Here is a 13,240-nt window from a genome sequence, read left to right as displayed (position 1 = left end):
GTATTCTGAATCGACGACCCGATGGGCACTTTCCCCCGTGCTCTTGCCAAAGGAGGACGATTAAGCTCTGCTTTGGTCACATTTATGACGCGGTTGCGTTGCCTTATTATTGCTGTATCACTGGTTCTTGCCGCGGACGGATTCGCGCGGCAGGAGACGGCGGAGATTACGCTGGACTGGGTGGCGAAGCGGGCGGAGCAACGCGCCCAAAAACCATTCCGCTCCCCGCGCGCTGACCTGCCCGACGTACTCAAAGCTGCCAATCTAAACTACGATCAATATCGAGAGATTGAGTTCCGGCACGACAAGGCACTCTGGAGCGCCGAAGATCTTCCGTTCCGCGTCGAGTTTTTTCATCCGGGATATCTCTACGAAGAACCCGTGCATCTGAACGAATTCACCGTGACAGCGATGCAACCCATTCGCTTCATGCAGGATTGGTTCAATTATCGAAGCCTGAACATCCAGAAGCAGATTCCGGTGAACACGGGTTACGCGGGTTTCCGCCTGCTCCATGAATTAAACGAGCGCGGAAAGTGGGATGAGCTGGGTGCGTTTTTGGGCGCCAGTTATTTCCGTCTGCTGGGCAAGGGACAGCGCTACGGTCAATCCGCGCGGGGGCTGGCCATCGATTCAGGCGAGTCGGATCGCACGGAGGAGTTTCCCATCTTCACTGACTGGTGGCTGGGCAAACCCTCTCGAGGCGACGATCGCTTGAAGCTCTTTGCAATCCTGGACAGCGTGAGCTGCGCAGGAGCTTATGAAATGGTGATCGTGCCGGGAGAAAGCACCATTGCCGACATTCGTGCGCGCGTGTATTTCCGCGAGGAGGCCAACGTGAAAGCCATTGCGCCCGATCGCAAACCGCTCAAGACCATTGGACTGGCGCCGTTGACGAGCATGTTCTGGTTCGGAAAGGCGTCGGAGCGGCGGTTCAATGAGTACCGGCCGGAAGTGCATGACAGCGACGGGCTTCTCATTCAGATGGGCAACGGGGAAGTTCTGTGGCGGCCGCTGAACAACACGACGGAAATGCGGCACCAGAAGTTTGCGACGAAGGAGCTTCGCGGATTCGGGCTGTTGCAACGGGAACGCGACTTCGCGGCGTATCAGGACCTGTTCAACTACTATCATCAGGTTCCCAATGTGTGGGTTGAGCCGCACGGGTTTTGGGGCGAAGGCGATGTTCACCTTGTGGAATTGAGCACGCATTACGAGGGGTTGGACAACATCGTTGCCTTTTGGGATCCAAAGACGAAGCCAAAGCCCATGGAGCCTTACAATTTCGGTTACACGCTTTATTGGACGCGCGATGAGGCCGAAATGAAGCTGGCGCGGCAGGACAAGGTGATTGCGACACGGGTCGGCACCGAGACCCGCGATGCGAGCACGCGCCAGTTCTCAATTGATTTCAGCGGGCCCAAGCTCAACACGCTGGCGGAGAATGCGCCACCGCAGGCGATTGCGAGCTGCAGCGAAAACGCCTCGATCGTGGACGCGCAGGTGTTTCGTAATCCGTTCAAGGCTTGCTGGCGCGTGATGCTGACGATCAAGCCCAAGGAAGGAAACAAGGATTCGGTGGATATCCGCTGCACGCTGAAAAAGGGAGAGGAGGTTTTGAGCGAAACATGGACCTATCTCTGGAGTCCGCTCTAGCCACCCCGGACGCGCCGGTTGAGCAGCCGGGGCGGATTGCGGGACGTCCACTTGAGGACTGGAATGCCGCTTACGCGAAAGTGGAAAGTTATTTCCATGCGTTGCGCATCCGAAACAAGGTTCTGCTGAATCGGGTAGTCATCCATGTCCTCAAGCGTGCGATGCGGCGCGCCCAGACGGAACTTGAACGCCATCCCACGGAATTGGCGGCAGAGGAAATGGACGCAGTGGTGACCGAATGGTTTGCGCAGGTGCTGCAGGAATCGCCCGCAGGCACGGATCACATGCTGTCCACGCGGGGCCGGCTCGCGTTGTTGATTGCTGACATGCCGGGCAAGTGGCAGGAGCAGTTCTTGAAGCCGGGGCCGTGGCCCGAGGATTTCGTCACGGCGATGCGCGAGGCGTATCTGAGGGCGGGGCCGGATTTTCAGCTCGCCAAAATGACGCCGCGTCCGCTGGATCTCGGACCGATCGCAACACTGTCGAACTTTCAATTTCCGTTCAAGAAATGGGCATTTATCTGGATCGTGTGTGGGGTGCTGCTCGTCGCATTCTTCATCTACACGCATTACTTCCCGGCGGCGCCTGCCAGATGAGGTGATCCCTTCAATCGATTGATTTCATGGTTGCGCCCTCGCCAGCACCAGTCAAGGACACCCCAAGAATCTACCCCGCCAGGCCGGCGGGCCGCAGCGCGCGCGTGTTCCTGTTTTATTCCGCCGCCATGCTGCTCACGGCAGTCGTGGCGATGCTCTTTGCCGACCTCCTCTGGCGCAGCGGGTGGAACAATTCCAGCACGATCCTGCTGATTCTCTTCATCCTGCTCTTCCTGTTGATCTCGATAGGCTGCCTGCACGGAATAGCGGGCTTCATTCTGCGGGTCATCGGCGATCCGTCCCGGATCACGCGGCTCGGAGATTACAATTCCAAGAGCTTGGACGGAGTCAGCACGGCCATCGTTTTTCCGACCTATAATGAGGAGGTCGCGCGCATCATGGAAGGATTGCGGGCAACCTATCTCTCGCTCGAACGCACAGGGCAGGCGGAGCATTTCGATTTCTTCATCCTCAGCGATTCCACAGATCCCGCGAAGTGGGTCGAGGAAGAGGAACGCTGGTGTGAACTGGTTCGCGAATTGGATGCGTTAGGCCGCATCTATTATAGACGCCGTGTCACGAACGAAGGCAAGAAGAGCGGCAATGTTCGAGACTTTCTCAGCACGTGGGGACGCCGCTATCGCTACTTCATTGTCTTCGATGCCGACAGCATCATGCGAGGCGAGCTGGTCGTCGACCTCGTCAAGCTGATGGAAACCCATCCGCATGTGGGCATGATCCAAACCGTTCCCGCCCTCGTGAATGCCGAGTCGCTGTTTGGACGCATTCAGCAGTTCGCAAATCGTCTGTATGCGCCCATTTTCATTGCCGGCCTCAACTATTGGACCCAGGGCTTCGGCAATTATTGGGGTCACAACGCGATCATCCGAACAGAACCGTTCATGCACTATTGCGACCTGCCGCAGTTGCCGGGACGCAAACCCTTTGGCGGGCAAATCTTGAGCCACGATTTCGTAGAGGCTGCGTTGATGCTGAAAGAGAACTGGCAGGTGTGGTTCGCCTACGATCTCGAGGGCAGTTACGAGGAGCAGCCGCAGGACATGATTGAGAACGCCCAGCGCGATCGGCGGTGGTGCCAGGGAAACCTGCAGCACGCCATGGTGCTGTTTGCCCGAGGGTTGCGCGGCGTCAGCCGGATTCATCTTTTGCTCGGAATCTTCGGTTACCTCGGCAGCCCGCTGTGGTTGTTCTTCCTGCTGACCTACAACTGGGCGCTGTGGTTCAAGGAATACACGCGGCTTTCGGACCTGACCGTCCGGGCATTCACGCCTTTCATGAAACTCAGCGGGACGGGGCACGCATTTTTGATCTTCAGCATTTGCATGAGCGTCCTGTTCCTGCCGAAGGTCCTGGCCCTGGTCGACCTCGCATTTGACCGGCAGCGCAAGCAGAGCTTCGGCGGATTGCGCCGCGCCACTCTCAGCGCCGTTGTCGAAACCTTGTTTTCATCGCTGCATGCGCCGCTGCAAATGCTGTGGCATTCCAAATTTGTGGCGACGATTCTGTTTGGTCTCGGTGTGAACTGGGGGCCTCAAAAACGCGGAGCCAACGGGATCACCTGGTCCAACGCAGTGCGCGCCCACCTGGGGCATACGCTTCTTGGAATTGTTTGGGGCTGGCTCATCTGGCGCCTGGATCCACCGGCGTTTTGGTGGTTCCTGCCAGTGCTGGCGGGCATGTTGTTGTCGATCCCGTTGAGTGTCGTCACGAGCCGCCCAAGCATCGGGGCAAAGGCGCGTTCGCTCGGACTTTTCCTGACCCCGGAGGAAACTGCGCCCCCTTCGGAATTGGACACGCTGCGCATGCGAATGGCGTTGCTTGAAAAAAGTGCCGCTACATTGCCGAAGCTGCCCGACGCCAGCATCGCCCAAGTGGTGCTGGATCCCTACGTCAATGCGATCCACGTATCGCTCCTGCGCGAAAAAGGGTTGAACCCTGAATACAGCCGCGCCCTGAAACAGCTGGGGGCGGGCGAACCCCGAGTGCGCGAGCTCGCCGAGCAGCTGTTGCGCAAGGGGCCGGAATCGCTTGAGGGGAAGGAAAAGGCGCTCGTTTTGTCGGATGCCGAAGTGATGCCCTGGCTGCACCGCCAGGCCTGGATTCGCTCGGCGGAGTCGCTCGCGCCATGGTGGCAAACTGCGATCCGGCATTACGTCAGGTAAGCCGCTCACGATTATTCGCGCCTCCGCAGCAGGAGATCGCTCCCGCAAATTGGGGTCACTTAAGTTTTGACACCCGCATGCCAACAGCGAATTCTTCGAATCAAAGGAAAATTATGGCTCAACACGACGAGTTAATTGATGTGCTCAACGAAGCGGTCGCGCTGGAATACACGGCCGCGATTCAATACAACCAACACAGCATGCTGCTGACGGGTCGCGACAAGTTGCTGTTCGAGGAGATTTTTCAGCATCACGCTAAGGAATCGCTGAACCACGCCAAAATGTGGGGCGAACGCATCGTTTATCTCGGCGGCGTTCCGACGGCTGAAATTGGCAAGGTCCAGCAATCGACGAACGTGACAGAAATGCTGGAGATGGACCTGGTGGTTGAGAAGAACGCCGTGGAGATTTATACCCGCGCTCACAAGGTCTGCACCCATCTGCCCACCCAGTTCATGCTGGAGAATCACATCCTCGACGAGGACAAGGACGTGGAAGAATTGCAGAAGCTGCTTGGGAAAGTTCGGATAGCGCAGTCCGCGTTGCCCGCGCAGCAGCAGGCAGCTTCTTCCTGAGGACCGGGCGCAGGTGCGGCGTTTAGTTTCCTTCGGCGTTTACGCTGCCTTCCGCTCGCCGGGGAACGGAAGGATATTGTCGTCCGCTTGATCGATCGGCGAGCCGTGGTCGCGCATATCGGCGAGCGCCTGTTCCAGCAAAGCGACCTGGTGCAGCGGCAGACAAATCGAGGCGGATGTGTACCAGCCGAGCTTCGGGTCGAAACTTTCGACGCGCACCTTCACGGTGCCGGCGGCGCCCATTTCCACTTGAATCCGCTGGGACTGTTCCAGCGCGTTGTCCTGCATTGCGACCATATATTGCCGTGTAGCATACGGATTCCGGTCAACGGCGCTGCGCGACGCTTGCAATTTATTGCCCCGAAATTGCGGTTCCCCCTTTTACACAGCAATAGAAGAGAAGAAGTTCCCTCCCTCCCAATTCTCACCCATCCGACCGGCTGGCAATAAGCGGTCGGTTTAAGACAATTTCGGTGTGAGTGCCCGCGCTCGACCGCCCGATGAACCTTCACGCGGTGTCCCCTGATTGAGAACAGAAGAAAGTCCGATTATGGCTGAAGCCCAAAAAGAATTGTCGAGCGATGTCCGCAAACTGGCAGGAAAATACCTGACCTTTACGTTGCATGGTGAATCCTACGGAATCGCCGTGCTGAAGGTGCGTGAGATCATCCGCCTCACAAACATCACGGATGTCCCCCAGATGCCGGCCTATGTCCGCGGGGTCATCAACCTGCGCGGGAAAATCATCCCCGTGATGGATCTGCGCCTGCGTTTTGGATTCCCCCACGCCAGCGAAACCGATCTGACCTGCATCGTGGTGGTGCAAGTGACGCTGCCCGACGGCAAGAACACCCAGATGGGACTGATTGTTGATGGTGTCGAAGAAGTCACAAACATTCCCCCCGCCGATATCGAGGAAACCCCGGACTTCGGATCGGAGATCCACGCAGAATACATCGTAGGCATGGCGAAGGTGAAAGGCGCTGTGAAGGTGCTGCTCGACATTGATCGCGTCATTACGGGCGCCGAACGTTGCTCCGCCGCACGAATTTCGACCCAGACGAACCCGCCTTCTCTGTAATTTTCAGAACAAACTCAACCCTTTCATTGCCACTGCTATGTTTAAAAACCTGAAGCTCGGGACCCGGCTTCTTCTGTCCTTCCTTGCCGTTGCAATTATCACCGTTGCCGTCGGAATCGTGGGGTATTACGGCGCCATCCAGAGCACGCGAATCGTGCAGCGGCTCGGAGTCGAAAGCCTTCCGACAGTCGATAACCTGATGATCATCAAATCCGAAAGCGAAACGATCAAGGGATTAGTCCGCACTCTTGCCATTCCCGGTCTGCCGGACGAAATGCGCAAACAGCAGTATGAGAACCTTGTCAAATCCCGTGAGAGCTACCAGGCAGCCTGGAAGGCTTTCGAAGCCCTGCCCCAAACGCCTGAGGAGACCGCAATCTGGAAGCAGTTCACTCCTGCATGGGATGCCTGGCGCACGGAGAACACCAAGATCATCGAGTTGTGCAAGCAATACGATGCCGCAGGAATCCCGGACGCGGCTCAACTCGCCTATACGATCGAACAATGCACGAAGGATCATCACATAGTTGCAAGGAAGGTTCTGGAATTGCTCCGTTCGTCCGATTCGACCTTTGAAGGCGGAACCGACTCTTCAGCGTGCAACTGTGGCAAGTGGCTCACATCCTTTACGACCGGGAACCAAACCCTCGCGTCTCAAGTCCGCGCCCTCGCTGTGCCACACCAGGCGTTCCACGAAGCCGTCGCCAAGATAAAACGCCTCACCGCCGAGAACAAAACTCCCGAGGCACAGGCGAGTTTTGACACCGAGCTGACGGCTGCGATGCAGGACGTCTTCAAGCATTTCGAGATTGTCCGGACGTCCGTAAAGGAAGCCGGCGACCTGCAGAACCGAATCCACCAAGATGTTCTTGGGCCGGTTGTAGAAACCCATGATGCCGCGCTTGCCATACTCGATCGGCTCGTGCAGTCGCACCGCAGAGGCGCGCTTGAAGAAGTCGCTGCCGGCAGGAGAGATGCTGCGTTCCAAAAGGCGTTCTGCCTCGCCTCGGTTTTGATTGGCGTGGTGCTTGCCGCGGTTCTGGGGCTGCTCGTGACGCGCTCTATTACGAGGCCCATCCGCCATGTCGCCAACGCATTGTCGCTCGGCTCAGATCATACCGCAGGCGCAGCGCGGGAAGTTTCCTCCGCCAGCCAGGGGCTTGCCGAAGGATCGAGCGAGCAGGCGGCATCCATCGAGGAGACAAGCGCCTCGCTGGAAGAAATGTCATCAATGATCCGGCACAATGCCGGGTCAGCCCAGAAAGCGACGGAGCTTGCCAAACAAACACGCTCGGCGGCCGACAAGGGTTCTCATGAAATGAAGGCCATGACTGCGGCCATGGATGCCATCAAGCTTTCCAGCGACGAAACCGCAAAGATCATCAAGACAATTGATGAGATTGCATTCCAAACCAACATTCTTGCGCTGAACGCTGCGGTTGAGGCCGCGCGAGCTGGGGAGGCGGGGATGGGCTTCGCCGTCGTCGCTGATGAAGTTAGAAATCTCGCTCAGCGCAGCGCGCAGGCCGCGAAAGAAACCTCCGCGAAAATTGAGGGCTCGCTGACTCGCGCCGCACAGGGTGTGGACATCAGCGCGCGCGTCGCCTCTGCCCTTGACGAGATCACAGCCAAGGTGCGGCAGGTGGATGAATTGATCGCTGAAGTTGCAGGAGCCTCGCGCGAGCAGTCGCAGGGGATCTCCCAGATCAACACTGCCGTGGGCCAGATGGACAAGGTCACGCAGAACAACGCCGCAAGCGCAGAGGAATGTGCCGCCGCCGCCGAAGAATTGAATGCGCAGGCGGAGACCATGAAAGCTTCCGTGAGTGAACTGCTGAACCTCGTCGGCCAGTCAGTTGAATCCCGGGGACCTGCCGCGCCCGTTCAGCCGAAGGCAGTTCGGCCGTCCACCACGTCGATTCCCTTGCAACCAATAAGCCGCACGGCCCCGAAGGCGCGAGATGAATCCCTGCAGCTCGCAGGGAAAAAAGATCGAACGCAGGAAATACCGCTGGAAGGCGATTTCCGCGATTTTTAACTCCCGTAAAACCCAATGAAACTAACCGGAAAGATAGTTCTTCCAATGGTCGGGCTGACGGTGGTGACAACGATCGCTGTCCTGGCGGCGGTGTTCGTGCAACAACAAAAGCTCGAAAGACAGATCCGCGGAACAATCCGCGACCAGGCGGTGAGCGAAGGCTCCAAAATCGTTCACACTGTTTATTGGCTTTGCGCCAGCACCGAATCGCGCAACCAAAAGCGATTGACCCACAGCCTCGGAGTCGCTCAACAGCTCGTCCAGGAAGCGGGAGGCCTGAATCTGTCGGAGGAAACGATTCCGTGGGAAGCCGTGAATCAATTCACAAAAGAGAAGGTCGCGCTGGCGCTTCCCAGGATGCGCGCAGGAAGCAAGTGGCTCGGCCAGATCACGACCACCAACGAAACCGCGGTTGTCGTTGATGATACGCGGCGCCTGACCCGCGACTATTGCACAATTTTCCAGCGCATCAATGAAGCCGGCGACATGCTCCGGGTTTCCACGAGCGTCCTCAAGGAGGACGGCACACGGGCGGTCGGCACATTCATCCCCGCTCGCAATCCCGATGGCACTCCGAACGCAGTGGTCGCCGCTGTTCTCGCAGGCGATACGTACCGCGGCCGCGCGTTCGTGGTCAAGGAATGGCACGCCGCAATTTATGAACCGATTTGGAATACCGCAAAGACGCAAGTCATCGGAATGCTGTATGTCGGAATCGGTCTGGAGCAGATCAACCGCGAATTGCATGAGGCGATTACGCAAATCCAGGTCGGAAAAAGCGGTTACGTTTTTGTTGTAGGCACTCAAGGCGACCAGAAAGGCAGATACATTGTTTCGCAAGGAGGCAAGCGCGACGGTGAGAACCTCTGGGAAGCAAAAGATGCCAACGGCCGGTTGTTCATCCAGTCGATCATCGAAAAGGGTTTGAAAACCAGGAATGGATCGTCCGAGGTAGAGACATATCCCTGGAAAAATCCAAACGATCCGACAGCGAGGACGAAGTTCGCGGCTGTGACAAGCTTTGCGCCTTGGGGCTGGGTCATTGGCGCGGGAGCCTATGAGGATGACTTTGCAGATGTGCTCGCGCAGATGCGTCGCGCGCAGCAATCCGTTCTCACGTGGGTGATGGCCGTTGCTGGTCTTGGAATTCTCTTTGCAACAGCAATCGGGCTGTTACTCACCCGCGGAATCGTCCGCCCTCTCCGCCAAATCGTGGCCTGGGTCAAGGACGGTTCCGAGCAAACCCATACCGCATCGGGCCAGATTGCGGCAGCGGGACAATCTCTTGCAGAAGGCGCGGGTGAACAGGCCGCAGCCCTCGAGGAGACCAGCGCTTCGCTGGAGGAAATGTCCTCCCTCACGAAACAGAACGCGCAGAATGCGCAAAAGGCGAGCGAACTCGCGAAACACACCCGTTCCGGCGCCGACAAGGGCGCACTCGACATGAACGCAATGACCGTGGCGATGGATGCCATCAAATTGTCGAGCGACGAAACTGCAAAGATCATCAAAACGATTGATGAGATTGCCTTCCAGACAAACATCCTTGCGTTGAACGCAGCGGTGGAAGCTGCCCGTGCCGGTGAAGCGGGAATGGGATTCGCCGTGGTTGCTGATGAGGTTAGGAACCTGGCACAGCGGAGCGCGCAGGCGGCCAAAGAAACCACTGCGAAAATCGAAGAATCTCTAAGCCGAACACGCGAAGGCGTGGAAATCAGCGGCAAAGTCGCCGCACGGCTGAATGAGATCGTTTCGCAGATTCATCAGGTCGACGAACTGATCTCTGAAGTTGCGGGCGCCTCTCGCGAGCAGACCCAGGGAATTTCCCAGATTAATGCCGCGGTGAGCCAGATGGACCGGGTGACGCAGGGCAATGCCGCAAGTGCCGAACAGAGCGCCGCCGCGGCTGAGGAACTACGCGCCCAGGCCGAAAGCATGACCCGCTCTGTAGACAAACTTCGAGAGTTGGTTGGAGCCGATGATTCCGCATCCACAACGCCTGTCGCCTCAAGCCCCGGATCTGGGCCCGAAGCGTCGATAAAACGAATCGCTGCTCAAGGCCATCGGCCAGGCAGAGCAAGTTTAGTGCATAGCGCGGAGAAGCGATAAACAAGCGACCCGTGCAGCAGCGCCAAATGATTTGAGTCATGAAAATACAGACGAAACTGTCACTGGCACTGCTATCCGGACTGCTGTCGGTCTATTTGGGATCGGCTCTTTTTCAGCACTGGCGAAACGGAAGCGAGGTTAAGCGCTTCGCATCGGAGATCTGCTCGGCTGAAGAGGGAGAGCACTGGAGTTGGGTTGAAAAACTTCAACAGGCAACCTATGCGCCGCTCATCGATGCCATGGCAGAAGGTGAGATGGACAAGTTTGATAAAATTCTCATTGCCCAGCGAAACGTCCAGGGATTGCAGGAGGTGTCGCTGTTCGATGCAAACGGCAAGGCAGCCTACTCTTCGGATCCTTCCCGGCTGAAGCAGACGCTTCCGGCGGAGCTGCAGGGAGCATTGATCGGATCGGCCCAGATGATCAAGCGGCGAACGGAGAACTCTTTCGAAATGTATCGCTCGATTCCTTCCGACCGCTCCTGCATCGAATGCCACGAGGGTTGGAAACAAGGCCAGGTTTGCGGCGTGATGAGTATGAAGTTTTCCACGGACGCGCTGAAAGCGGCGCAGTCCGCATGGACCCGGTTCGAGGAGGACCTGCAAAAATCCAATACTTCGACAAGTGTCTGGACCGCGCTCGTTCTAATTGCAGCGTTGGGGGCGCTCACGGGCGTTGTCATTCACCTTCAACTGACAACTCCCTTGAAGCGTGTCGCCCAGGCGTTGAACAGCGAGGCAGAGCAGGTCAGCGCAGCCGCGTTCCAGCTTTCAGCGCAAAGCCAATCCCTTGCGGAAGGCGCCAGCGAACACGCCGCCTCACTCGAGCAAACCAGCGCATCGCTCGAAGAAATGTCCTCCACCACGCGGCACAACGCCGATCACGCGCGCCAGGCGAAAACAATCTCAAGCCAGACCCGCGCGGCCGCAGAGAAGGGCGTCGCCAACATGAAGCAGATGGATCAGGCGATGACGGCCATCCGCACTGCGGGCGATGATATCAGCAAGATCATCAAAACCATCGACGAGATCGCGTTCCAGACAAACATCCTGGCTCTGAATGCAGCAGTTGAATCAGCACGCGCAGGTGAGGCAGGCGCTGGATTCGCAGTCGTCGCCGAGGAAGTGCGCGCTCTAGCGCAGCGCAGCGCGGCAGCCGCCAAGGAAACAGGAGCCCGGATCGCGGCTTCAATCGAAAAGACCAAATTGGGAGTGGAGTTGAACGCAACGATTTCATCGGCACTCACCGATATTGCGTCCCGCTCCCGCACGCTGGATGAACTCGCGGCGTCAGTTGCGAGCGCTTCTAACGAACAGGGCCAGGGAGTCGCTCAATTGAATGCAGCAGTGAGCCACATGGACAAGATCACGCAGAACACGGCAGCGAATGCAGAAGAGAGCGCTTCCGCGGCAGAGCAATTGAACAGCCAGGCTGAATCCATGAAACAGGCAGTTGCGGAATTGCTGCGTTTGGTGGGCGAGAACGCGACGCCCGCCCAGCGCAAAGAGAACGCTCTTCCCAAACACGCTCTGACTCACTCTCCAAAGCCAGGCCCGCCGCGGAAAGCGGAACCTTCCAGCACGCGTCGTTCGGCGGCGGGTGGCGAGGAAATCAGCAAACAGCAAATTGAAATCCCGCTGGAGGGCGCCTTTTAAGATTCCTGACGGACCGCAGTCTTGGACCCGGAATCATGCACAACACATTGTCTGCCCTGCTGCTGTTTTTGGGACTTTTTCCTCTGTGCTGCGCGAACGCCGCGGAAATCGAAGCCACCCGCACGAACGACCTCGCATTGCGTCGCGTGCATCTGGGCGAACGAAGGCTCTTAGAGGACGAAGCGCCCGCCAGGGACGCTGCGGGGGAGCAAAGTCGAAGCGATGTGCCATGGCATGAAGGTGAATACGCGAGCGGGAACTGGGGAGGCTTTCGGACGTCGCTGGCCGAGAAGGGCGTGGAGTTTTCGGGATCATATATAATCGATGGCTCTTCCGTGCTGGCGGGGGGCCTGCGCCAACGCAGCGTCGCGCGCGGGCTGCTTGACCTGAATTTCACCTTCGATCCGGAACCTGTTCTCGGGATTCCCGGCTCAACTTTCTTTGCGCAATATTTTTTCCGCCATGGACCGAATGGCGCCAACTTTGTGGGAGACCTTCAAGGGTATTCCAACATCGACGCAGAATGCTTCGATCGAATCGGTGAGCTTTGGTTTGAACAAAAGCTCCTTGACGATCGGATTCGCGTGAAGCTCGGGCAGGGGGATGCAAATACCGAATTCGCCTATATTGAATCGTCGGGGCAATTCATCCATTCGAGCGCGGGTTACAGCCCCACGTTGCGTTGTCTGCCAACCTACCCGTGTCCCGCACTCAGCGCGAATGTCTTCGTCTATCCGTCGGCCGGCACTTACGTCGGGACAGGTGTGTATTCGGAGCCGTTGGACTCGCGTTCGCCATTGAATTTCGAAACCGCATACCTGCTTGGCGAGGCCGGCGTCGCCTGGGAGGGGGCGCGGCGTCTGGGTCCCGGGCGCGTGGCAGGAGGCATGTGGCACGAGGTCGCACAGGTCGAGCGTTTCGACGGCAGCTTTGAGAACAGCGCGACAGGTTTCTACGCAGTAGCCGAACAACAGGTTTGGAAGGAAAATCTCGAGGAGCCGGACAACCCGCAGGGAGTCAGCCTGTTTGCCCAGTATGGATACGCCGATGCAAATGTCAGTGCGATAGAACACCATGTGGGCTGCGGTTTGGTGGTGATCGGATTCCTTCCCTGCCGCGATGATGACGCGTCCGGAATCTACTGCAGCCTGGCCATCACGAGTCCTGCCGACGCCGCTCTCCATCGCAATGAAACCTGCGTCGAATGGTTCTACAGCTTCCAGGCGACATCCTTCATCGTTCTTCAGCCGGACATGCAGTGGATCGTAAATCCCGGCGGGGGTGAAGGGCGGGCCGAGGCATGGATCACGACCCTTCGCGTCACGTTGATTTTCTAAACCGCTCTCA

At 57.8% G+C, this 13,240-nt stretch carries 10 protein-coding genes; 9 read left to right on the top strand and 1 reads right to left on the bottom strand.

The window, feature by feature from the left end; all coding sequences use genetic code 11:
• Nucleotides 1-84: 84 nt before the first annotated feature.
• The 4 genes from VEH04_12700 to VEH04_12685 all read left to right on the top strand — a co-directional run bounded on the left by VEH04_12700 (nucleotide 85) and on the right by VEH04_12685 (nucleotide 5,010).
• Entirely contained in the window at nucleotides 85-1,656 is a 1,572-nt protein-coding gene (locus VEH04_12700; GenBank protein ID HYG23635.1) for a glucan biosynthesis protein G, read from the top strand.
• Nucleotides 1,629-2,252 (top strand): hypothetical protein, encoded by a 624-nt coding sequence (locus VEH04_12695; protein ID HYG23634.1) that lies wholly within the window; start codon nucleotides 1,629-1,631, stop codon nucleotides 2,250-2,252. The genes VEH04_12700 and VEH04_12695 overlap by 28 nt, the downstream gene beginning before the upstream one ends.
• A 26-nt stretch (nucleotides 2,253-2,278) precedes the next feature.
• Nucleotides 2,279-4,435 carry a glucans biosynthesis glucosyltransferase MdoH gene (gene mdoH / locus VEH04_12690; GenBank protein HYG23633.1) on the top strand — a complete coding sequence of 719 codons (2,157 nt, stop codon included), beginning with the start codon at nucleotides 2,279-2,281 and terminating at the stop codon, nucleotides 4,433-4,435.
• Between the two features lie 113 nt (nucleotides 4,436-4,548).
• Nucleotides 4,549-5,010, top strand: a complete 462-nt coding sequence (locus VEH04_12685; protein HYG23632.1) for a ferritin-like domain-containing protein — start codon at nucleotides 4,549-4,551, stop codon at nucleotides 5,008-5,010.
• A gap of 39 nt (nucleotides 5,011-5,049) precedes the next feature.
• Here the strand turns inward: VEH04_12685 and VEH04_12680 are convergent, their stop codons facing one another.
• Nucleotides 5,050-5,307 (bottom strand): hypothetical protein, encoded by a 258-nt coding sequence (locus VEH04_12680; protein HYG23631.1) that lies wholly within the window; start codon nucleotides 5,305-5,307, stop codon nucleotides 5,050-5,052.
• A 253-nt stretch (nucleotides 5,308-5,560) separates the two neighbouring features.
• Here VEH04_12680 and VEH04_12675 point away from each other — a divergent pair, with 253 nt between their 5' ends.
• The 5 genes from VEH04_12675 to VEH04_12655 are packed head-to-tail and all read left to right on the top strand — an operon-like array spanning nucleotide 5,561 to nucleotide 13,230.
• Nucleotides 5,561-6,091 carry a chemotaxis protein CheW gene (locus VEH04_12675; protein ID HYG23630.1) on the top strand — a complete coding sequence of 177 codons (531 nt, stop codon included), beginning with the start codon at nucleotides 5,561-5,563 and terminating at the stop codon, nucleotides 6,089-6,091.
• A gap of 37 nt (nucleotides 6,092-6,128) precedes the next feature.
• Nucleotides 6,129-8,129, top strand: a complete 2,001-nt coding sequence (locus VEH04_12670; GenBank protein ID HYG23629.1) for a methyl-accepting chemotaxis protein — start codon at nucleotides 6,129-6,131, stop codon at nucleotides 8,127-8,129.
• A 15-nt stretch (nucleotides 8,130-8,144) separates the two neighbouring features.
• Nucleotides 8,145-10,238: a Cache 3/Cache 2 fusion domain-containing protein gene (locus tag VEH04_12665; protein ID HYG23628.1), complete on the top strand. Its 2,094-nt coding sequence runs from the start codon at nucleotides 8,145-8,147 to the stop codon at nucleotides 10,236-10,238.
• A gap of 38 nt (nucleotides 10,239-10,276) precedes the next feature.
• Nucleotides 10,277-11,893, top strand: coding sequence for a methyl-accepting chemotaxis protein (locus VEH04_12660; protein HYG23627.1), 1,617 nt, complete (start codon nucleotides 10,277-10,279; stop codon nucleotides 11,891-11,893).
• Between the two features lie 35 nt (nucleotides 11,894-11,928).
• Nucleotides 11,929-13,230 carry a carbohydrate porin gene (locus VEH04_12655; protein ID HYG23626.1) on the top strand — a complete coding sequence of 434 codons (1,302 nt, stop codon included), beginning with the start codon at nucleotides 11,929-11,931 and terminating at the stop codon, nucleotides 13,228-13,230.
• The last annotated feature ends 10 nt before the right edge of the window (nucleotides 13,231-13,240 follow it).

Source organism: Verrucomicrobiia bacterium (assembly GCA_035629175.1).
Classification (GTDB): Bacteria; Verrucomicrobiota; Verrucomicrobiia; order Limisphaerales; family DASXHY01; genus DASXHY01.
Note: the sequence above shows the minus strand (reverse complement) of the source record. Positions and strands in the feature narration are given on the sequence as shown.